General features: G+C 66.9%; 17 protein-coding genes. 13 read left to right on the top strand and 4 right to left on the bottom strand.

Going from position 1 to position 22,077, the window contains the following annotated elements; genetic code table 11:
- Window positions 1–7 precede the first annotated feature (7 nt).
- The 3 genes from A9973_RS27425 to A9973_RS27415 all read left to right on the top strand — a co-directional run bounded on the left by A9973_RS27425 (window position 8) and on the right by A9973_RS27415 (window position 4,540).
- The gene (locus tag A9973_RS27425) at window positions 8–1,537 is read left to right on the top strand and encodes an aldehyde dehydrogenase family protein (RefSeq protein WP_183016775.1); all 1,530 of its coding nucleotides are present in this window, start codon (window positions 8–10) and stop codon (window positions 1,535–1,537) included.
- Complete coding sequence (locus A9973_RS27420; protein ID WP_183016774.1) at window positions 1,534–3,345, top strand: ABC transporter ATP-binding protein; 1,812 nt, start codon at window positions 1,534–1,536, stop codon at window positions 3,343–3,345. Before A9973_RS27425 ends, A9973_RS27420 begins: the two co-directional genes overlap by 4 nt.
- Before the next feature lie 61 nt (window positions 3,346–3,406).
- Entirely contained in the window at window positions 3,407–4,540 is a 1,134-nt protein-coding gene (locus tag A9973_RS27415) for a serine hydrolase (protein ID WP_183016773.1), read from the top strand.
- 28 nt (window positions 4,541–4,568) lie between these two features.
- Here A9973_RS27415 and A9973_RS27410 read toward each other — a convergent pair whose 3' ends face one another.
- The gene (locus A9973_RS27410) at window positions 4,569–5,678 is read right to left on the bottom strand and encodes a YcjF family protein (protein ID WP_183016772.1); all 1,110 of its coding nucleotides are present in this window, start codon (window positions 5,676–5,678) and stop codon (window positions 4,569–4,571) included.
- 152 nt (window positions 5,679–5,830) lie between these two features.
- Here A9973_RS27410 and A9973_RS27405 point away from each other — a divergent pair, with 152 nt between their 5' ends.
- The 4 genes from A9973_RS27405 (at window position 5,831) to A9973_RS27390 (ending at window position 10,555) form a co-directional block, all read left to right on the top strand.
- Window positions 5,831–7,234, top strand: coding sequence for an amino acid permease (locus A9973_RS27405; RefSeq protein WP_183016771.1), 1,404 nt, complete (start codon window positions 5,831–5,833; stop codon window positions 7,232–7,234).
- A gap of 16 nt (window positions 7,235–7,250) precedes the next feature.
- Complete coding sequence (locus A9973_RS27400; protein WP_183016770.1) at window positions 7,251–8,084, top strand: phytanoyl-CoA dioxygenase family protein; 834 nt, start codon at window positions 7,251–7,253, stop codon at window positions 8,082–8,084.
- A gap of 438 nt (window positions 8,085–8,522) precedes the next feature.
- Entirely contained in the window at window positions 8,523–9,413 is an 891-nt protein-coding gene (locus tag A9973_RS27395; RefSeq protein WP_370539545.1) for a hypothetical protein, read from the top strand.
- On the top strand, window positions 9,410–10,555 hold the full coding sequence (locus A9973_RS27390) for a glycosyltransferase family 4 protein (RefSeq protein ID WP_183016768.1): 1,146 nt from the start codon (window positions 9,410–9,412) through the stop codon (window positions 10,553–10,555). The genes A9973_RS27395 and A9973_RS27390 overlap by 4 nt, the downstream gene beginning before the upstream one ends.
- A 25-nt stretch (window positions 10,556–10,580) precedes the next feature.
- Here the strand turns inward: A9973_RS27390 and A9973_RS27385 are convergent, their stop codons facing one another.
- The 3 genes from A9973_RS27385 to A9973_RS27375 form a co-directional block, all read right to left on the bottom strand.
- Window positions 10,581–12,515 (bottom strand): bifunctional UDP-sugar hydrolase/5'-nucleotidase, encoded by a 1,935-nt coding sequence (locus A9973_RS27385; RefSeq protein ID WP_183016767.1) that lies wholly within the window; start codon window positions 12,513–12,515, stop codon window positions 10,581–10,583.
- 179 nt (window positions 12,516–12,694) lie between these two features.
- Window positions 12,695–13,804, bottom strand: coding sequence for an S-(hydroxymethyl)glutathione dehydrogenase/class III alcohol dehydrogenase (locus A9973_RS27380; protein WP_183016766.1), 1,110 nt, complete (start codon window positions 13,802–13,804; stop codon window positions 12,695–12,697).
- Between the two features lie 28 nt (window positions 13,805–13,832).
- Window positions 13,833–14,123, bottom strand: a complete 291-nt coding sequence (locus A9973_RS27375; protein WP_183016765.1) for a metal-sensing transcriptional repressor — start codon at window positions 14,121–14,123, stop codon at window positions 13,833–13,835.
- A 172-nt stretch (window positions 14,124–14,295) separates the two neighbouring features.
- Between A9973_RS27375 and hutC the strand changes: the two genes are divergently transcribed.
- The 6 genes from hutC (at window position 14,296) to hutI (ending at window position 21,930) form a co-directional block, all read left to right on the top strand.
- Window positions 14,296–15,039, top strand: a complete 744-nt coding sequence (hutC, locus tag A9973_RS27370) for a histidine utilization repressor (RefSeq protein WP_183016764.1) — start codon at window positions 14,296–14,298, stop codon at window positions 15,037–15,039.
- On the top strand, window positions 15,036–15,638 hold the full coding sequence (locus A9973_RS27365) for a HutD family protein (RefSeq protein WP_183016763.1): 603 nt from the start codon (window positions 15,036–15,038) through the stop codon (window positions 15,636–15,638). The genes hutC and A9973_RS27365 overlap by 4 nt, the downstream gene beginning before the upstream one ends.
- 227 nt (window positions 15,639–15,865) lie before the next feature.
- Window positions 15,866–17,545, top strand: coding sequence for a urocanate hydratase (gene hutU, locus A9973_RS27360; RefSeq protein WP_183016762.1), 1,680 nt, complete (start codon window positions 15,866–15,868; stop codon window positions 17,543–17,545).
- A gap of 73 nt (window positions 17,546–17,618) precedes the next feature.
- The gene (gene hutH, locus A9973_RS27355) at window positions 17,619–19,148 is read left to right on the top strand and encodes a histidine ammonia-lyase (RefSeq protein WP_183016761.1); all 1,530 of its coding nucleotides are present in this window, start codon (window positions 17,619–17,621) and stop codon (window positions 19,146–19,148) included.
- Between the two features lie 120 nt (window positions 19,149–19,268).
- Window positions 19,269–20,687: an amino acid permease gene (locus tag A9973_RS27350; RefSeq protein WP_183016760.1), complete on the top strand. Its 1,419-nt coding sequence runs from the start codon at window positions 19,269–19,271 to the stop codon at window positions 20,685–20,687.
- A 25-nt stretch (window positions 20,688–20,712) separates the two neighbouring features.
- On the top strand, window positions 20,713–21,930 hold the full coding sequence (gene hutI / locus A9973_RS27345; RefSeq protein ID WP_183016759.1) for an imidazolonepropionase: 1,218 nt from the start codon (window positions 20,713–20,715) through the stop codon (window positions 21,928–21,930).
- Window positions 21,931–22,077: the final 147 nt, after the last annotated feature.

Below are 22,077 nucleotides of genomic sequence, written 5' to 3'. Positions count from 1 at the left end.
AGCAATGATGTCCGATACCGCCCTGCCCACCCCCAGCCATGCAGAACTGCAGCGCATCGCCGCCGGCCTGCGCCTGCCCGACCGCGCCTTCATCGACGGCGACTGGTCGGCGTCCGACAACGGGGCGCTGATCGAGACCGCCAATCCCGCCACCGGCGCCGTGCTGAGCACGCTGGCCCATTGCGGCCAGAAGGACGTGGACCGCGCGGTCGCGGCGGCGCGGTGGTCTTTCCGCAGCGGCGCGTGGTCGCGCTGCGCGCCGGAAAAGCGCAAGGAAGCGCTGCTGAAGCTGGCGGCGCTGATCCGGCGCGACGGGGTCAGGCTGGCCGTCATGGAAAGCCTGGAAAGCGGCAAGCCCATCCGCGACTGCCTGCGCGAAATCACGCAGGAAGTCCCGGCCATCTTCCAGTGGTACGGCGAACTGGTGGACAAGAGCTACGGCCACGTCGCGCCGACGGGGCAGGAAGACTGCGCGATGGTCGTGCGCGAACCGATCGGCGTGGTGGCGGCCGTCCTGCCCTGGAACTTCCCGCTGCTGATGGCGACGTGGAAGCTGGCGCCGGCGCTGGCCAGCGGCTGCTCCGTCATCGTCAAACCGGCCGAAGAGACGTCGCTGACCGCCCTGTCCCTGGCGGCACTGGCCATCGAAGCGGGGATCCCGGCGGGCGTGCTGAACGTGCTGACGGGGCCGGGCGAGACCACGGGGCGCTTGATCGGCCAGCATCCCGACATCGACGCGGTGTCGTTCACCGGCTCCACGGATGTGGGGCGTCTCTTCCTGCAGTATTCGGGCTCCAGCAACCTGAAGACGGTGGGGCTGGAGATGGGCGGAAAAAGCCCCTTCATCGTGCTTGACGACGCGGACCTGACCGAAGATCTGATCGACAATGCCGTGATGGCCGCCTTCTGGAATGGCGGCCAGAATTGCTCTGCCAACATGCGCCAGCTGGTCGCGCGGTCGCGGCAGGACGCCTACGTGGAGAAGATCATCGCCCGCACCAAGCAGATCGTGATCGGAGACCCCTTGAATCCGGCCACCGACATGGGGCCGCTGATCTCCGCCGGCCAGCGCAACCGCGTGCAGGCCTATGTGGCCAAGGGCATGGAGGAAGGCGCACGCCGCGTCCTGGAAGCCGCCGGCGCGCCGGGCGGGCGGGGCCATTATCTGGGCCCCACCGTCTTCGCCGACCTGCGCCCGGAAATGACCATTGCGCGCGAAGAGATCTTCGGGCCGGTGCTGGGCGTGCTGCCGGTAGACAGCATGGACCAGGCGCTCTCGATCGCCAACGGCACTGATTACGGCCTGCACGCCACGGTCTACACCCGCGACCTGGACCGCGCCATGTACTTCGCCCGCCGCCTGGAGTGCGGCACGGTCGCGGTCAACGGCTTCACGGAAGGCGATATCAAGACGCCGTTTGGCGGCTACCGCCGGTCGGGGTCGCAGGCCCGCGACAAGGGCCTGGAAGCCATGGCGCAATACCAGCAGATCAAGACGATCTGGCTGCGCCTGTCCGCCATGGGGCTGAACGCGTGAACGCGCCCGTGCTTCGCGTCGCCGGCCTTCACACCCGGTTCCGGGTGCCGGGCGGGTGGAAGACGGTCGTCAACGGGCTGGACTTCGAGGTGGCGCCTCGGGAGACGCTGGCCGTCGTGGGGGAATCGGGGTCGGGCAAAAGCGTCACGGCCATGTCCATCATGCGCTTGCTGGACCCGCGCGACACGCAGCTGTCGGGCAGCGTCATGCTGGACGGCCGCGACCTGCTGGCCTTGCCTGAACGCGAGATGCGCAAGATCCGCGGCGCGGATATCGCCATGATCTTCCAAGAGCCCATGACCAGCCTGAACCCGGTGCGCACCATCGGCTTCCAGGTGGGCGAATCGCTGATGCTGCACCGGGGCCTGGATTGGGCCGCGGCGCAGGCCGAGGCGCTTCGCCTGCTGGAGAAGGTGCGTATCCCGGCGGCGGCGACGCGCTTGAAAGACTATCCGTTCCAGCTGTCGGGCGGCATGCGCCAACGCGTCATGATCGCCATGGCGCTGGCCTGCCGGCCCCGGCTGCTGATCGCCGACGAACCCACCACGGCGCTGGACGTCACGATCCAGGCCCAGATCCTGGCCCTGATCCGCGAATTGCAGCAGGACGACGGCATGTCGGTGCTGTTTATCACGCACGACATGGGCGTGGTGGCGGAAGTGGCGGACCGCATGGTGGTGATGTGTGGCGGAGAGCAGATCGAATGCGGCGCCACCGCTCGCATTTTCGATGCGCCCGCCGAGCCCTATACCCGCGCCCTGCTGGCGGCCGTGCCGCGCCTGGGCGCCATGAAGGCCGTGGCGCGTCCGCTGCCGTTTCCGGCTATCGACCGGCAGACGGGCGCGAAGACGCCCGCCGCCGAGGCCGCCGACACCGTGCGCGCGGACGTCCCGCCCGCGCTGGAGGTCCAGGGCCTGACGATGCGCTACCGCATGGGCTCCGGCCTGCTGTCGCGCGACCGGGGGATGGTGCATGCGGTCGAGAACGTGTCGTTCAGCGTGCAGCCCGGCGAGACCCTGGCGCTGGTGGGCGAGTCGGGTTGTGGGAAGTCCACGATCGGCCGCAGCATCATGAACCTGCTGACGCCGACCTCGGGCCAGGTGCGGGTCAACGGCCACGATATCCACGCCGCCGGGCGGCGCGACCGCGGCGCCATGGCGCGCCATGTGCAGATGGTGTTCCAGGACCCTTTTTCCAGCCTGAACCCGCGCAAGACCGTCGCGGCGGCCGTGGCCAGCCCGTTGATCGTGAACAAGGTCTGCAAGGGCGACGCGCTGCGCGCCCGCGTCGCCGAACTGCTGGCCTGCGTGGGGCTGGACAGCGACGCCGGCCGCCGCTATCCACAGGAATTCTCCGGCGGGCAGCGGCAGCGCATCTGCATCGCCCGCAGCCTGGCGCTGGGCCCGTCGCTGCTGGTGGCCGACGAAGCCGTGTCCGCGCTGGATGTGTCCATCAAGGCGCAGGTCATCAACCTGATGCTGAAGCTGCAGCAGGACATGGGGCTGGCCTATCTGTTCATCTCGCACGACATGGCGGTCGTCGAACGCGTCAGCCACCGCGTGGCGGTGATGTACATGGGCGAAATCGTCGAAATCGGCTCGCGCGCCGCGGTGCTCTACGACCCGCAACATCCCTATACCCGGCGCTTGCTGGACGCGGTGCCGGTGGCCGACCCGGGGGCGCCGAGGGCGCCGCGCAACCTGGCCCAGGACGAGATCCGGCACACCTTGCGCCCGCCCGGCTACACGCCGCCCCAACGGCGCTACCAAGAGGTCGCGCCAGGACACTTCGTGATGCGGGACGACTAAAGCCGCGCATGCCGCGCGCTGTTCGACCGCCCCGATGAATCATTCAAATCCGGAATCCGCCATGCCCATGACTCCCGCCCTCAAATCGCACCTGATGCGGTTCTACGACGGCACCCTGCTTCCCGACGAACTGACGCTGGCGCTGTCCAGCGACCCCGGCTGGTTCGCCTCCGACACCGTGGCGCGCGGCCAGCGCGTGCGCGACCTGCCGCTGCGGCCCGGCGGCCTGCCGGCCTTGCGCATCCAGGACCAGGGGCGCGTCTTCGACCTGTACGACTATCTGGCGGTCAACGGCGTGGCCGGACTGCTGGTCATGAAGGACGGGCAGGTCGCGTTCGAGACCTACCAGCGCGGCATTGCGCCGGAGACCCGCTGGAACTCGTGTTCGCTGGCCAAGTCAGTGGCGGCCACGCTGGTGGGCGTGGCGCTGAAGGAAGGCCTGATCGATTCGCTTGACGACCCGGTGACGAAGTACGCGGAGCTGGGCGGCGTCTACCGCGAGGTTTCGTTGCGCCAGATGCTGCGCATGTGCTCGGGCGTGCAATGGAATGAAGACTACGGCGATCCGGCCTCCGAACGCCGCCAGCTGCTGGACATCCAGACCCGTTGGCAGCCGGGCGGCATCCGCGAGTTCATGAAGGGCCTGCCGGCGCGCCAGCCCGCCGGCCAGGCGTGGGCCTACAACACGGGCGAATCGTATCTGCTGAGCGCGGTGATGGAAGGCGCGACGGGAATGCGCTTGGTCGATTACCTGCATTCCCGGCTGTGGTCGCGCATCGGCATGGAGTCCGATGCCACCTGGTGGGCGGAATGCCCCGGGGGCATGACGATCTCGGGCAGCGGCATGAACGCGACGTTGCGCGACTACGCGCGCTTCGGGCAATTCGTGCTGGAAGGCGGGCAGGTGGACGGCGACCGCCTGCTGCCGGACGGCTGGGTGGCGCAGGCGGGCGCGCCTTACCGCATCGGCGACACCGAGATCCCGTACGGCTACATGTGGTGGGTGCCGGAACTGAAGGACCCCGCCCTGGCGGGCGCCTTCCAGGCCGAAGGCATCTATGGCCAGTTCATCCACATCAATCCGGCGCACAATCTCGTTGCCGTGGTGCTGAGCGCGCGCGGCAAGCCCAGCTACAAGAAGCGCGTCGAGATCAACGACGACGCCTTCTTCGCCGCGCTGGCCCGGGCGTTCTGACCGCGCCTTCGCGCAAGACCGGCTGGCGCTACAGCTTCACCCGCTGTTTCAGCGCCTGCGCGATCATTCCGATATCGATGTCTTTGCCGGGGTTCTTCTGGCAGAAGTCGTACAGCACCGCCACATAGGCGTTGCCCATCAGCTTGGTGATGGCGCCGGCGGTAGTGGCGGCGATGGTGCCGCCCACCGCGCTGCCCGCGCCCGGGATGAACTTCAGCATGCTCGACACGACCGAGCGCCCGATCAGCGTGGCGGCGGACGCGCCCAGCGTGGACGTCACCAAGGTCGTGATCGCGGTGGTGTCCAGCTCCATGCCGAACGTGATGCCGATCTTGGCGATCATGCCCACCTGGATCGGCACCAGCGCGAAAGCGTCCGAGAACGGAATCGGCGCGGCGGCGGCCGACGCGGCCAGGCCCGCCGCGATGTTCACCTCTATCTCAGCCCGCTTTTTTTTTACTTCCAGGGCCTTCTTGTTGCGCGTGGACAAGGCGTTGGCGTAGGCGCGCTGCTGGCCTTCGGGGATGAACTCGGCCGTGACCCCGATCAGCGTGTCCAGCCCCATCGGCGGCAATTCGGCGTCCAGCTCTTCGATCCATTCCGGCAGCGCGCGCACCGCGACGACATCCTTGGCGCGCGGCAGCAGCTTGCGCGCCTCGTCCACGAAGGGGCTGTTCTTGCGGGCCTTGGTCAGCACGGCGATGACGGGGATGCCGGCGTTGGCCAGCATGTCGCACAGTTCGATCTCGGCGTCTTCGACGCGGTGGCTGCTGTCCTGGATGCAGAGCCACGCCACATGCAGGTGCTTGTCCTGGTCGTCGGACGCGGCGCGTTCCTGGATCAGGTCGGTCAACTGCTGGCGCGAGCGCGCGTAGTCGCCGACCTCCAGGCCGCGGGTATCGATGATGGTGAGCGGATGGCCGGGCTTGCTGTAGGCCTGGGTGGACTGGGTGACGGGCTTGCCCGCGCCGGTCTTGGCCAGTTCGCCGCGGAACACCGCATTGATCAGCGTGCTTTTGCCCACGCCCGTCTTGCCGGCGATCAGGATGTTCACGCGGCCGGCGCCGCGGGTCGCCGTGCTGATGGCATCGGCGATGGCGTCCTGCAGGGCGGGTGAGTCGGGGCGGAAGGGGTTCATCGGTCGATGGCGGAAAAGCCGGTTGGAGATGGGGGAACGATATCAGATGCGTCCGATTTGCGTGCGCTTATCGGATTTTGCACGCGGCTTGGGAGAAGATCCTGGTGCGCCTTGATGCGCGGGACGTTCATAACAATAAAACCGGGGGGCATATGAACCAGGCGGGTTCGCAGTTGCGGCGCGGCTTGAACGCGCGGCACATTCGTTTCATGGCGTTGGGGTCGGCGATCGGCACGGGGCTGTTCTATGGATCGGCGGGCGCGATTCAGCGCGCGGGGCCGTCTGTGCTGCTGGCTTATCTGATTGGCGGGGCCGCCATCTTCCTGACGATGCGCGCGTTGGGCGAAATGGCGGTCAGGACGCCGGTGTCGGGGTCGTTCGGCCACTACGCTACGCGCTATCTGGGACCCTACCTGGGTTTCCTGACCGGCTGGAGCTACGCGTTCTCGATGCTGATGGTATGCCTGGCCGACGTCACCGTGTTTGGCCTGTACATGGGCTTCTGGTTCCCGGACACCCCGCGCTGGATCTGGGTGCTGGGCATCGTGCTGGTGATCGGCGGGCTGAACCTGTGTTCCGTGCGGGTCTTCGGCGAGCTTGAATTCTGGTTGTCGCTGTTGAAGGTCGTGGCCATCGTCGCCATGATCTCGGCGGGCTTGGGGGTGTTGCTGGCCGGGATCCAGCCCGGCGGCACCGTGGCGGCGGGCGCATCGGGCTTTTCCAACTTGTGGCGGCACGGCGGCTTCTTCCCGAACGGCGTGCAGGGCATGATCGCATCGTTCTCGGTCGTGATGTTCGCGTTCGGGGGCATCGAAGTCATCGGCATGACGGCCGGCGAGGCCCGCGATCCGCAGCGCATGATCCCCCGCGCGATCAACTCGGTGCCGCTGCGCATTCTGCTGTTCTATGTGCTGACCCTGACAGTGCTGATGGCCATTTTTCCGTGGCCCGGCATCACCGGCGACAGCAGCCCCTTCGTGCAGATATTCAGCCGCTTGGGGCTGGATTCGGCGGCCACGGTATTGAACCTGGTCGTGATATCGGCCGTGATATCGGCCATCAACAGCGACATCTTCTCCACGGGACGCATGCTCTACGGCATGGCCGCCAACGGCCAGGCGCCGTTGGTGTTTTCGCGGTTGTCGCGTTTCGGCGTGCCGTGGATGACGGTGCTGGTGATGGGCGTGGCTTTGCTGGGCGGCGTGGTGCTGAACTACCTGCTGCCCGGCCAGCTGTTCATGGCCTTCGCGTCGATGGTCACGTTTTCGGTCGTATGGGTATGGCTGATGATCCTGTTGTCGCAAGTCGCGATGCGGCGCGAGCTGAGTGCGCCCGAGGCCGCAGCGCTGCAATTCCCGGTGCCGTTCTGGCCTTACGGGCAGATCCTGGCCATTGTCTTCATGCTGTTCATCTTTGTCGTGCTGGGCGTGTTTCCGGACACCCGCCTGGCGCTCTTCGTCGGCGCGGGCTGGCTGGCCCTGCTGACCGTGGCGTATTGGCTGTGGGGTCGGCCGAACCGTTCCGGCGGCCCGCAGCCGTCATCCCGGAATCCGTGATTTTCAGGAGGAACCCATGTTGCCGAACCATCATGAATTCGAACTTCCCGCCTTGATGATCCAGGCCTTTCAGCAAGATGGCGCGATCTGCGTGCGCCAGTTGTTCACGCCTGACGAAGTCGCGCTGTTGACGCGCGGCATCGAATCGAACCTGGCGGCGCCCAGCCCGCGCGCCAAGGTCGCCAGCAGTGCGGACGACCCTGGCTGGTTCTTCGAGGATTTTTGCAATTGGACCGAGAACGACGACTACCGCCGGTTCATCTTCGACAGCCGCGTGGGGTCGGTGGCCGCGCAACTGATGGGCTGCCCAAGCGCGCGCCTTTATCACGACCATCTGCTGGTCAAGGAGCCCAACACGCGCCAGCCGACCCCCTGGCATCAAGACCAGCCCTATTACAACGTGGAAGGCAGGCAGAACTGCAGCATGTGGATGCCGGTGGATCCGGTGGCGCGCGAGTCCACGCTGGAGTTCGTGGCAGGGTCGCATCGGGGGCCGTGGCTGATGCCGCGCACGTTCCTGGACAATCAGGCACGCTGGTTCCCCGAAGGCAGCCTGGCGGATCTGCCCGACATCGAAGCGGACCGTTCGGCCTGGAACATCCTGGGCTGGGAACTGCAACCGGGCGACGCCGTGTTCTTCCATATGCTGACGCTGCACGCCGCGGGTGGCGTGGGCGGCAACCGGCGCCGGCGCGCGTTTTCGCTGCGCTTCCTGGGCGAAGACATGCGGCATGCGCCGCGCCCGTGGCGCACCTCGCCCGAGTTCCCGGGGCTGGCCGAATGCCTGCCCGCCGGGGCGCCGTTGGCGCATCCGCTATTTCCGGTGCTGTGGCCCAGAAACGGCGCCTGATCCACTTTCAATCCCCTGTCGCTTTGGAGCAAAACGTAATGGGACGTACGGGCGCGGCATGTGCCGCGCCGGCGCCGGGGGTGTGCGATAACCGGTGTAGATGCACGGAAATGGTGCGGATTCGAATGTTGGGAACGCCTTTGTTCCGGAATGTGGGATGGCGCATTCCGGCCCGGGAAAAGCGGGTAAAAAGGGGCGGGAACAGTGTCCTTCAACGCTGTTACATATCAAATGTTTCGAACGCGCCTTTGACGAAGTGGCCTGCGTAGAATCGGCCGCTCGTAAGGTTTCGCCGCGCTTTCAGCGGCACCGTTCATGCCCCGCGTTGCCCTCGTTCCTCGCTTGCTTTGCTCGCGCCCTTTGACCAAGGGCTTCCGATATTTTTACCGCTATACGCGCCCCGGGGCCTTTCGGCACAACGAGACGCTGTGGCCACTGGTGAAAGTTCGGCGCGACGGCAGCGAGCGGTTGGTGGGATGCGAGCTGGTGGGCGTGAAGGGGCCTCGGACGTTGCCCATGGACGAGGTGCCGCGCGACATCAGCGGCGACGCGCACCTGATCCTGAGCGGGCCGTCGGTGGCGCAGATCGACTACGCGCAATGCCGGCTTGGCGCCGTCATGGGCGTCAACGGTTCCGTCGCGCTGCGCCGTCAATATCCAACGCTGCGATTTCACTACTACGCGATGCTGGACGCCGGATTCGTCAAGCGGCGGCGCGACCTGGTGGCCGATGTGCTGTCGCAGGATCTGCTGCTGTTCGTAACCCCCGAGGTGTACCGCTGGATCGCCTTCCTGTTCGCCGCGGACGCCATCCGTTGCCGCATTGTGTTGTTCGAAGAAGTGCATCAGCGCGCCCTGCAGGCGCGGGCAAGCCCCGACGCCCTTGAGGCGCAGTTGGCCGGCGACCCCGAGCTGGTGCTGTTCGACGCCCGCAATCCGCAGCATGCGCACGGCTTCAGTTTGAATCCCGCGCGCGGACTGTTCGGCGGCGGCACCGTCGCTTATACCGGGCTGCAGCTGCTGGCCTGGATGGGCGCCCGCACGCTGTACCTGCATGGCCTGGACCTCACCGCCAGCGCCGGGCCGCGTTTCTACGAAAGTGCGGGCGCGCAACTTGCCACGGCGCTGGACCGCCAATTCGCGGGTCATATCGAACCCGCGTTCCGCCAGGCCAGCCGGCTGCTCGGCGCGCGCGGCGTCAAGGTCTACAACCTGTCGCCGGGCAGCCGCCTGGGCGACGACGTGTTCGAAAAGCGCCATTGGAGCTGTTTGCTCAATCAAGCGGAATCCCCGGCTTCCCCGCATCTGCTCTCGGGCCTGACATCATGAAGATCCTCTACACCAACTTCCATCAGGGCGACGGCGGCGGCCACACGACCTATGTCATGTCGCTGGCGCGCATGCTGCGGCAGCGCGCCCAGATCACCGTTGCCGCGCCCCGCAGCAGCCGCCTGCTGGCCGAAGCGCACGCCTTGCCCGGCGTGCACTCGATCGACCTCGAATTCAAAGGCCGGCCGTTCCAGCAATTGAGCGCGCTACGCCGCCTGCGCGCACTGCTGCGCAAGGAACAGTTCGACGTGATCCATGTAAACGGATCGGCCGACCACCGCCTGTGCATGCTGGCCACGATCGGCATGGGCGCCAAGCGCCCGTTCATCGTCCTGACGCAGCACACCGACCGCACTGCAAACAGCCTGGGCGTGCGCATGCGCGCCAAATGGGGCACGAACCGTGTCATCTGCGTCTGCGGGCATACGTTCCGCCGCATGAAGGATTCCGTGTTCCGCGACGAAGACCTGCGCGTCGTGCACAACGGCGTCGACACCGCGCAGTTCCGGCCGGCCAGCGCGCAAGATGCGCGGCAGGCGCGTGCCGACCTGTTGCCCGAGGCCATGCGCCGCCGGCTGGTGATCGGCAGCAACGCCGGCACGGCCAGCTACAAGAACTGGCTGGACATGGTGACTGCCGTGTCGCTGCTGCCCGACTATCTGCGCGATCAGGTCGTGATCCTGATCGCCGGCAAGGAGCCCGACGACGGCCAGCGCCAGCGCGTGGCTGACCTGGGCATGACGGAGCAAGTGGTGTTCACCGGCCTGCTGGAAGACGTCGGGACCTTCCTGTCCGCATTGGACGTCGGCTTCGTGCTGTCGTCGCGGCTGGAGACGATTTCGTTCGCCTGCCGCGAAATGATGGCGTCCGGCAAGCCGGTCATCGTCAGCAAGGTGGGCGGGCTGACCGAGAACGTCACGGACGGCCGCAACGGCTGGGTGGTGCCGCCCCATTCCGTAGGCAGCGTGCTGAAGACCGTGACCGAAATCCTGAAGGACCGTGATGTCGTGGCGCGGATGGGCATCGAGGCGCGCAACACGGCGCAGCGGGAATTCTCGCTGGCGCAGTTCGTCGGGCGTACGGAAGCGGTCTATCAGGAAGGCCGGGCGGGGCCGCCCGGCCAACTGCGGTTGATGTCCTGAAAGAACGGCCGGGCCCGCGGCGCGATCACTCGCTGTAGGTCTTGGTGCTGTACAGGCTGACGGGCAGCAGATTCAACACCGGCAGGCCGGACACCGGGTCCTTGGCCTGCTTGTCGACGTAGCTCTGCAGCACGTCGGCATCCAGCACGCCGATGTCCTGCCGGCGCGCGGCGGGGACGTTGGCCAACGTCTTGTAGCCGTCGCCGCCGGTGGCGTTGAAGCTCAGCACGAACAACTTATAGCTGCGGGCGGCATCCAGCGGCAGCCAGTTGCCGCTGGCGGCGTCCCGCACTTCGATGTTCGTCACGCGGCTGCCCTGGGCTTGCGCGGCGTTCACGTCCCAGCGCAGGCCGCCGGCGTAGGGGTACGGACCCGTCGAACCGCCCGGCCCGTAGACGGCCTGCATGCCGTCTTCCAGCATGCTCTTGACCTCGGCGCCCGTGATGTCCAGGCGCCAGAGCATGTTGCCGAACGGCACGACTTCGATCACGTTGGCCGCCGTCACGTTGCCCAGCAGGGGCACGCGTACGCCGCCGCCGCTTTGCAGCGAAATGTCGGCGCCGCCGTAGTTGGCGTTGGCCACGTCCAGATAGGCTTGCGCCACCAGTTGCTGGATGTCGCCGCCGCGCAAACTGACGCTGCCCAGCGTGTTGCACGCCGCGCTGGAGCGGCTGTAGTCGCGCGAACCGGGGCCACCCGGCACGCGGCGCGAGCACAGTTCCTGCGGCACCGAGGCGACCAGGCTGGCGCTGAAGGCGTCGACACGGGTCTTGAAGGGCTGCAGCACGGCCGTGGCTTGCGCGTCCGGTTGCTGGGTGCGCAGGAAGCCGCTGGCGGCGACATCCGCCAGGATGGCGGCCTTGTCCGCCGGGGCGGGCGCGGCGCCGGCGAGGGTGAACGTGTCGCCCATCAGCACGTGCGGCGTGCCGGCGCAAGCCGTGACGTCGCCGTTGGCGTCGAAGCTGACCTTCAGTTCACCGACCACTTGCGAGTATTCCCAGGCCTGCACCAGGCACACGCGCTTGCCGTCCTTGTTCTGAAGCACGGTCGGGTAGGCGCCCGCGGGCGAGCCCACGCCGTACGCCGTCATCGTGTCGGGACCCAGCAGCGTGTGGGAATCGCCGCCTACCACCACATCCACGCCGCTCAGGTTCGGGATGATCTGTTTGTCGTAGTCGTAGCCGATGTGGCTCATCACCACGATCTTGTTCACGCCCTTGGCGCGCAGCGCATCGATCTGCGCCTGCGCCGCCGCCGTCTCGTCGGAGAACAGCGTGCCGGCGTCCGGGCTGGACGACTGCTGCGTCTTGTTGGCGATCGTCAGGCCGACGATGCCGATGGGCTGGCCGTCGCGCTGCAGCACGATGGAAGGCTTGACCAGGCCGGGCGCGCGCGACGGATTCAACGCCGAAGCGGCGGCGAACGTCACGTTGGCGCTCAGCAGCGGCGTCTGGCAGGCGCCGGCATGCAGCAGGTCGATGAAGCGCTTCAGGCCGCTGTCGCCCTTGTCGAACTCATGGTTGCCGAGCGTCATCGCGTCAAAGCACACCGTGTTCATCAGGGCCGCGTCCGCCTCGCCGGCTTCGCCCGCGCGGTTGAAGTACAGGGTGCCGGTGTTGGCGTCGCCCGCGTGCAGTTTCAGCACGTTGGCCGACTGCGCGGACAGCGCGTTGAAGGCGCCGGTCACGCGCGGAAAACCGCCGACTTCCACGTTCACCGCCACGGCCGTGCCGGCGGCGTTCTTGAGCTTCAGGTCCTTCTTTTTGCTGTCCAGATTGGAGTGATGATCGTTGATGTGCAGGATCGTCAGTTCCATCGGCCGGCTGGCGGCCGGCTGCTCGGGCGCGGGCTGTTCCGGCGCCGGGATGGACGTATCGTCGTCGTCATCGCTGCCGCCGCAACCGGCCAGCAACAGGGCGCTCAACATCGCGGCGCCCGCATTCCTCTTCCACGTAATCATTCGTGTGATCCCTCGTTATGCGAAGGCGAATGGTTGCGGCCGAAGATGACGTGAAGATGAATGACAGGACTGACATGCGCGCGGGCGGCGGTGTCTTGTCCGTGTCATGAAAACACGCAGGCCCGGCATATTGCGCCGGGCCTGCGGGTGACTGCCTGACGGATATCGTCTGACGGGGCTTAGAAGTGGATCACGGTGCGGATCGACTTGCCTTCATGCATCAGGTCGAAGGCTTCGTTGATGCGTTCCAGCGGCAGCGTGTGCGTCACGAACGGATCCAGGTGGATCTTGCCGCTCATGGCGTCTTCCACCATGCCAGGCAGTTGCGTGCGGCCCTTGACGCCGCCGAAGGCGGAACCGCGCCAGACGCGGCCGGTGACCAGCTGGAAGGGGCGGGTGCTGATCTCCTGGCCGGCGCCGGCCACGCCGATGATGATGCTTTCGCCCCAGCCCTTGTGGCAGCATTCCAGCGCGGCGCGCATCACGTGCACATTGCCGATGCACTCGAACGAGAAGTCCACGCCGCCGTCCGTCAGTTCGACGATGACGTCCTGGATGGGCTTGTCGTGGTCCTTGGGGTTGATGCAGTCGGTGGCGCCCATGGCGCTTGCCAGCACGAACTTGTTCGGGTTGGTGTCCACGGCGATGATGCGGCCGGCCTTGGCCTGCACGGCGCCCTGGATCACGGCCAGGCCGATGCCGCCCAGGCCGAACACGGCGACGGTGTCGCCTTCCTTGACCTTCGCGGTGTTGTGCACGGCGCCCAGGCCGGTCGTCACGCCGCAGCCCAGCAGGCAGACTTTTTCGTGCGGAGCGGCCGGGTTGATCTTGGCCAGCGAGATCTCGTTCACGACGGAGTATTCGCTGAACGTCGAGCAGCCCATGTAGTGGTAGAGCGGCTTGCCTTCGTAGCTGAAGCGCGAGGTGCCGTCGGGCATCACGCCCTTGCCCTGCGTGGCGCGCACTTTCTGGCACAAGTTGGTCTTGCCGGACAGGCAGAACTTGCACTCGCGGCATTCGGCCGTGTAGAGCGGAATGACGTGGTCGCCCGGTTTCAGCGACGTGACGCCTTCGCCGATTTCCACGACGATGCCGGCGCCTTCATGGCCCAGCACGGCGGGGAAGAGGCCTTCGGGATCGTCGCCGCTGAGCGTGAACGCGTCGGTGTGACAGACGCCCGTGTGCGTGATCTGCACCAGCACTTCGCCGCGCTGCGGGGGCGCGACGTCGATTTCAACGATTTCCAGCGGCTTGCCGGGTCCGAATGCGACTGCTGCGCGTGATTTCATAGCGTTACTCCACGAATGTCGGGTGGGCTTACTTCAAATAGGAACGGACGATGCGCATCAGCTGATCGACCTCGGCTTCGGAATCGATCGCGGCGGCTTGCGGCCCGCCCTGGGCGGATTGCAGGAAGGTTTCCCGGAGATGGCTTTCCAGCACTTCAGCCATCAGGCCGGTGGCGGCGCCGCGCAAGGCGGCCAGTTGCTGCAGCAGGGCCCCGCACTCCGTGCCAACGTTCACCGCGCGTTCCAATGCTAACGCCTGCCCCTGGATGCGGCGCAGGCGGGTGACGACACGTTTTTTCTCTTCCGGCGAATGCGGCACGGCAGGCTCCGAAAACAATACAGGGGGGGAGTATAAGAAATCTCACGGCCCGCGTCCACTGCGGCATCGGTTCCGGGGCGCCGCCGCCTTGCCGGTTCGCAAGATATCTGTACCTGTCTATACTAGATCCCGAACGATTCCCGCAGCCCTGCGGCGCACAACAGGATCTCCCTTGGCCTCTTCCCCTCCCAGATTGCCCGTCCAGGCCAATGCCCTGCCCGCCCCGCTTTACGCGCAGGTCAAGCAGATGATCGCGCAGCAGATCCGCAGCGGCGCCTGGCCGGCGCACTACCGGGTCCCGTCGGAAAGCGAACTGGTCGACGAACTCGGGTTCAGCCGCATGACGATCAACCGCGCGCTGCGCGAGCTGACCTCGGAAGGGCTGCTGGTGCGCATGCAGGGCGTGGGCACGTTCGTGGCGCAGCCCAAGGCGCGCTCGGCGCTGTTCGCCGTCAACAACATCGCCGACGAGATCGCCGCGCGCAACCATCGCCACCGCAGCCGCGTGGTGCGTCTGGCCGAAGAGGCAGCGGGCGCCGAACAGGCGCAGGCGCTGGAGATCCGAGCGGGGCAGCCGGTCTACCACTCGGTCATCGTGCACTACGAAGACGACGTGCCGATCCAGCTGGAAGACCGCTATGTGAATGTGCACCTGGCGCCCGACTATCTGAAGCAGGACTTCACGCAAAGCACACCATACGAATACCTGACGCGCGTGGCGCCGCTGAGCGAAGGCGAGCACGTCGTCGAGGCCATCCTGGCCAAGCCCCGCGAATGCCAGCTGCTGCAGATCGAGCGCGAGGAGCCCTGTCTGCTGATCAGCCGCCGCACCTGGTCCGGCGACCGCGCAGTCACCCTGGCCCGTCTGATCCACCCCGGGTCGCGGCACCGTCTGGAAGGCAAGTTCACGACATGACGCAACCCGACGTCCATCTCTACCGCGCCGCCGACTACCCGCGCATGCCGTGGCGCAACGGCGCGGGCACCACGCAGGAAGTGGCCTGCAATCCCGGCGGCAGCACGGCCGAGTTCGATTGGCGGCTGTCTATCGCCGACGTGGCGCAGGACGGCGGCTTTTCCGCCTTTGCCGGCTTCCAGCGCATCATCACCGTGCTGGAAGGCACGGGCTTCCAGCTGACCGTGGACGGGCGCGAACAAGCGCCGCTGCCGCCCCGGCAGGCTTACGCGTTCGCGGGCGGCGCCCAGGTGCAGTGCCGACTGCTTTCCGGGCCCATCCGCGATTTCAACCTGATCTACGCGCCGGCGCGCTTCCACGCCCGCCTGCAATGGGTGGCGGGAACGGGCCCGTGGACCTTCCATAGCGCCGCGCGCACCGTGCTGGTGCTGAATGCGGGCGGCGAATTGTCGGTGCGTGTCGATGCCGTGGCGCATGCCGTGCCGGCGCGTTACGACTGCCTGCATGTCGAGGGGCGCGACGGCCTGGCCGAGTACCGGTTGGAAGGCGCCGGCCCGCTTGACGCGTGCGTGATCGAACTGCTGCCGCGCACGGCCTGATTTCCGGGCCGTTCCCGCCTGATCCCCTTCATGCCGCCTTCGAGCGGCATTTTTTTCGCCATGCAGCCGGCTGCGGGACGCTTGCTGCCCGGATGATTCGGGATAGGGAAATCCCTGATCGAAATTTCAGTCTACCTATCTTGTATATACAAGCATAGGCATCCTATGATGCAGGCAACCGGCGCGCAGGCAATGGACGCGCAGATGAACCGATCAGGGAGAGCCTCTTGGAACAATCGAACCGATACCGCGATGTCGTCATCCGCGCCCCGCGCGGCAACAAGCTGACGGCCAAGAGCTGGCTGACCGAAGCCCCCTTGCGCATGCTGATGAACAACCTCGACCCGGACGTGGCCGAGAACCCCAAGGAACTGGTGGTCTACGGCGGCATCGGCCGCGCGGCCCGCAATTGGGACTGCTACGACAAGATCGTCGAATCGCTCACGAACCTGAACGACGACGAGACCCTGCTGGTGCAATCGGGCAAACCGGTGGGCGTGTTCAAGACCCACGCCAATGCGCCGCGCGTGCTGATCGCCAATTCGAACCTGGTGCCGCACTGGGCCACCTGGGAGCACTTCAACGAGCTGGACGCCAAGGGCCTGGCCATGTACGGCCAGATGACCGCCGGCAGCTGGATCTACATCGGCAGCCAGGGCATCGTGCAAGGCACGTACGAGACCTTCGTCGAAGCTGGCCGCCAGCACTACGGCGGCAACCTGGCGGGCCGCTGGGTGCTGACCGCGGGCCTGGGCGGCATGGGCGGCGCGCAGCCGCTGGCCGCCACGCTGGCCGGCGCATGTTCGCTGAACATCGAATGCCAGCAGACCAGCATCGACTTCCGCCTGCGCACCCGCTATGTCGACGAACAGGCCGAAGACCTGGACGACGCGCTGGCGCGCATCGCCAAGTACACGAACGAAGGCCGCGCGGTCTCCATCGCCCTGTGCGGCAATGCCGCCGAGATCCTGCCCGAGCTGGTGCGCCGCGGCGTGCGTCCGGACATGGTCACCGACCAGACCAGCGCGCACGATCCGCTGAACGGCTACCTGCCGTTGGGCTGGACCTGGCAGGACTACCGCGAACGCGCCAAGCGCGAGCCGGCGGCCGTCATCAAGGCCGCCAAGCAATCGATGGCCGTGCACGTGCAGGCCATGCTGGCGTTCCAGCGCCAGGGCATTCCCACCTTCGACTACGGCAACAACATCCGCCAGATGGCCAAGGAAGAAGGCGTGGCGGACGCGTTCGACTTCCCCGGCTTCGTGCCGGCCTACATCCGGCCGCTGTTCTGCCGTGGCGTCGGCCCGTTCCGCTGGGTCGCGCTGTCGGGCGACCCCCAAGACATCTACAAGACGGATGCCAAGGTCAAGGAACTGATTCCCGACGACGCGCACCTGCACCATTGGCTGAGCATGGCGCGCGAACGCATCAGCTTCCAGGGCCTTCCGGCGCGCATTTGCTGGGTGGGCCTGGGCCAGCGCGCCAAGCTGGGCCTGGCCTTCAATGCAATGGTCCGATCCGGCGAGCTGTCGGCGCCCGTCGTCATCGGCCGCGACCACCTGGACTCGGGTTCCGTCGCCAGCCCCAACCGCGAAACCGAATCCATGCGCGACGGCTCGGATGCCGTCTCGGACTGGCCGCTGCTGAACGCGCTGCTGAACACCGCCAGCGGGGCCACCTGGGTGTCGCTGCACCACGGCGGCGGCGTGGGCATGGGCTTTTCGCAGCATTCCGGCATGGTCATCGTGTGCGACGGCACGGACGAGGCCGCCGAACGCATTGCGCGCGTGCTGCATAACGACCCCGGCACGGGCGTCATGCGCCACGCCGATGCCGGCTACGACATCGCGGTCGAGTGCGCCCGCGAGCAGGGCCTGAACCTGCCGATGGCGACCGGCCGCGGCTAGGCCGGCCCACCGCCGCAACCCCGGCGTGACAACGACATTGCATGATGCCGGCGACCGGCACAGGAGACCCAGAATGGATTTGCACTTGAAACCCGGCCAATTGACGTTGTCGGACTTGCGGCGCGTGTACCAGCAGCCGGTCCGCGTGACGCTGGATCCCGGCGCGGGCGGCGGCATCGACGCCAGCGTGGCGACGGTCGAGCGCATCATCGCCGAAGGCCGCACCGTCTATGGCATCAACACGGGTTTCGGCCTGCTGGCGTCCACCAAGATCGCCCGCGAAGACCTTGAGGCGTTGCAAAGTTCGCTGGTGCGCTCGCATGCCGCTGGCGTGGGCGAGGCGCTGGACGACGCGATGGTCCGCCTGATCATGGTGCTGAAGATCAATAGCTTGGCGCGCGGCTACTCCGGCATCCGCCGCCGCGTCATCGACAGTCTGATCGCAATGGTGAACGCCGAGGTCTATCCACACATCCCGCTGAAGGGGTCGGTGGGCGCCTCCGGCGACCTGGCGCCGCTGGCCCACATGTCGATCGTGCTGTTGGGCGAAAGCCGCGCCCGCCATCAGGGCGAATGGCTGCCCGCCAAAGACGCGCTGGCCCGTGCGGGCCTCGCGCCGCTGACGCTGGCGGCCAAGGAAGGCCTGGCGCTGCTGAACGGCACGCAGGTATCCACTGCCTATGCCCTGCGCGGCCTGTTCGAGGCCGAGGACATGATGGCGGCGGGCCTCGTGTGCGGCAGCCTCAGCGTGGAAGCGATGCTGGGTTCGCGCGTGCCGTTCGATGCCCGCATCCACGCGGCGCGCGGCCAGCCCGGGCAGATCGACGTGGCGGCCGTCTATCGCGGGTTGCTGGACAACGACAGCGAAGTCGGCCATTCGCACGTGGACTGCGAAAAAGTGCAGGACCCCTATTCCCTGCGCTGCCAGCCGCAGGTGATGGGCGCTTGCCTGACGCAGATCCGTCATGCCGCGCAGGTGCTGCAGATCGAATCCAACGCCGTGTCGGACAACCCGCTGGTGTTCGTCGAGCAGGGCGACGTGATCTCGGGCGGCAACTTCCATGCCGAACCCGTGGCGATGGTGGCCGACAACCTGGCGCTGGCGCTGGCCGAGATCGGCGCGCTGTCTGAACGGCGCATCGCGCTGATGATGGACAAGCACATGTCGCAGCTACCGCCGTTCCTGGTGGCGAAAGGCGGCGTGAATTCCGGGTTCATGATCGCCCAGGTGACGGCGGCGGCGTTGGCCAGCGACAACAAGGCGCTGGCGCACCCGGCCAGCGTGGACAGCATGCCCACGTCCGCCAACCAGGAGGACCACGTGTCCATGGCGCCCAACGCCGGCAAGCGGCTGTGGGCGATGGCCGAGAACGTGCGCGACATCCTGGCCATCGAATGGCTGGGCGCCTGCCAGGGCCTGGATTTCCGGGAAGGGCTGAAGACCTCTCCCCAGCTTGAGCAGGCGCGCCGCGTCCTGCGCGAACAGGTGCCGCATTACGAAGAAGACCGCTTCTTCGCGCCGGACATCGCCGCCGCCAGCGGCCTGATCGCCGCGCACGTCCTGAACGGCCTGATGCCGGCAGGCCTGCTGCCCAGCCTTTAAGTCGATGAAGCGGCCCCTGCGGGGGGGCGCGATGAATTCACGCCTTGTGACAGCGCCCGCAGATGGCGCGCGCCGGGCGGTTGACGGTGCTCGCCTATTACACATGTATGGAGACTGGGAATGCAGGCACAAGGACAGGCAAAAAAGCAGGACCTGAAACGCGGCCTCAACGCCCGGCACATCCGTTTCATGGCCCTGGGTTCCGCAATCGGGACCGGACTTTTCTACGGCTCGGCCAAGGCCATCCAGGAGGCCGGCCCGTCCGTGCTGCTTGCCTACCTGATCGCTGGTGCCGCCGTCTACATGGTGATGCGCGCGTTGGGTGAAATGGCGGTGCATAACCCGGTGTCGGGGTCGTTCGGGCAGTATGCCACCAGCTACCTCGGCCCCGTCGCGGGCTTCCTGACGGGCTGGACCTACGCCTTCGAGATGATCATCGTCTGCCTGGCCGACATCACGGCCTTCGGGCTGTACATGGGGTTCTGGTATCCCGATGTGCCGCGCTGGATCTGGGTGCTGTCCATCGTGTGCTTCATCGGCGCGATCAACCTGTGTTCGGTCAAGGTGTTCGGCGAACTGGAGTTCTGGCTGTCGCTGTTGAAGGTGGGCGCGATCATCGCGATGATCGCGGGCGGGCTAGGCATCATGCTGTTCGGCTTCGGGCTGAACGCGGACAGCGCGGCGACCGGTGTGCACAACCTGTGGGCGCATGGCGGCTTCATGCCTCATGGCGTGGGCGGGCTGATCGCTTCGTTGGCGGTCGTGGTGTTTGCATTCGGCGGCATCGAAATCATCGGCATCACGGCGGGCGAAGCGAAAGATCCGGGCCGCACCCTGCCGCGCGCCATCAACGCGGTGCCCCTGCGCATCCTGCTGTTCTATGTGCTGACGCTGTTCGTGCTGATGTCGATATTCCCCTGGACGCATATCGGCAGCCAGGGCAGCCCGTTCGTGCAGATTTTCGACAGCCTGGGCATCGGGTCGGCGGCCACGATCCTCAACATCGTGGTGATCTCGGCGGCGGTGTCGGCGATCAACAGCGATATCTTCGGGGCGGGCCGCATGTTGTACGGCATGGCGCAGCAGGGGCAGGCGCCGCGCGGCTTTGGCGCGGTATCGCGCAACGGCGTGCCATGGATGACGGTCGTGGTGATGTCGGTGGCGCTGCTGCTGGGCGTGGTGTTGAACTACCTGATCCCCGAAGGCGTATTTTTGCTGATCGCCTCGATCGCCACCTTTGCCACGGTGTGGGTCTGGCTGATGATCCTGTTGTCGCAAGTGGCGATGCGGCGCAAGCTGAGCCCGGAGGCGGTCGCCGCGCTGAAGTTCCCGGTGCCGTTCTGGCCGGCGGGGCCGATCGCAGCAATCCTGTTCATGCTGTTCGTGTTCGGCGTGCTGGGCTACTTCCCCCGGACGCAGGCGGCGCTGGCGGTGGGGGTGGTATGGATCGCGCTGCTGTGCGTGGCGTATCGCCTGTGGGTGCATCCCAAGCGTCCCGAGGGCGGCGTCCCGGTGCCGGTGGCGCAGGGGGCGGATTGATGGCGGTTTTTTTTGGAGCATGGGTATGAGACAGGTCTGGCGCAATTGCCACGCCGCCACGATGGCGGACGGCGCGTATTCGGCGATTGAGCGCGCCGCCCTCGTGACGTACGCCGAACGCATCGAATGGGTCGGCCCCGAAACGGATTTGCCGCCTGTCGATGCGGCGCAAGTGCATGACTTGGGCGGCGCCTGGGTCACGCCGGGGCTGATCGATTGCCACACGCATCTGGTGTTCGGCGGCAACCGCAGCGTGGAATTCGAACAGCGGCTGCAAGGCGTGGACTACGCCTCGATCGCGGCGCAGGGCGGCGGCATCGCCAGCACCGTGCGCGCTACGCGCGCGGCCTCGGAAGATGCGCTGTACGTCAGTGCGCGCCAGCGGGCCCTGCATCTGCTGCGCGATGGCGTCACCACGCTGGAGGTCAAGTCCGGCTACGGCTTGGACCTGCCCAACGAACGCAAGATGCTGCGGGTGGCGCGGCGCCTCGGCCATACGCTGCCGTTGACGGTTCGGGCCACCTGCCTGGCCGCCCACGCCTTGCCGCCCGAGTATGCCGGGCGCCCGGACGACTATATCGACGAAGTCGCGCGGCGCATGCTGCCTGTGCTGGCAGCTGAGGGCCTGGTCGACGCGGTCGACGCGTTCTGCGAGCATCTGGCGTTTTCGCCAGAGCAGGTCGAACGCGTCTTCAAGGCGGCGGCGCATCTGGATCTACCGGTCAAGCTGCATGCCGAGCAATTGTCTTCCCTGCACGGGGCGACGCTGGCGGCGCGCTACGGCGCCCTGTCGGCGGACCACCTGGAATACCTGACGGAAAGCGATGTGGTGGCGATGGCGGGCGCCGGAACCGTGGCGGTGCTGCTGCCCGGCGCGTTCTACGCGCTGCGCGAAACCCAGCTGCCGCCGCTGGACTGGCTGCGGCGGCACGGCGTGCCCATCGCGATTTCAACCGACCTGAATCCGGGCACGTCGCCCGTGCTGTCCTTGCGGCTGATGCTGAGCATGGCCTGCACGCTGTTCCGGATGACGCCCGAAGAGGCGCTGGCGGGTGTCACCGCGCATGCGGCCCGCGCCCTGGGGCTGCAGGCGACCCACGGCGTGCTGGCCGAGGGCATGGTGGCGGACTTCGTGGCGTGGGACGTCGCCCATCCGTCGGAACTGGCGTATTGGATCGGTGGCGACCTGCCCAAGCGGATCGTCCGGCATGGCGCCTTGGTGGATGTGGCCGCGTTGTCTTGATTGGCTTGAGCAGCGGCGGATTCGGACCAATAGGCGTCCGATCCGGACCTGACGCGGTCCGGCCGCGCTGTTCGCGGGCGCGGCGTTCTACGATATCGACGGAAGGCGTCCGCTGACGGGCGCGCATGACGACAGCGTAGAGGGAAA

It is taken from the genome of Achromobacter sp. UMC46 (assembly GCF_014170335.1).
In the GTDB taxonomy this organism is placed as follows: Bacteria; Pseudomonadota; Gammaproteobacteria; order Burkholderiales; family Burkholderiaceae_B; genus Achromobacter.
The sequence above is the reverse complement of the archived record's forward strand: the minus strand, read 5'-3'. Positions and strand labels throughout refer to the sequence as shown.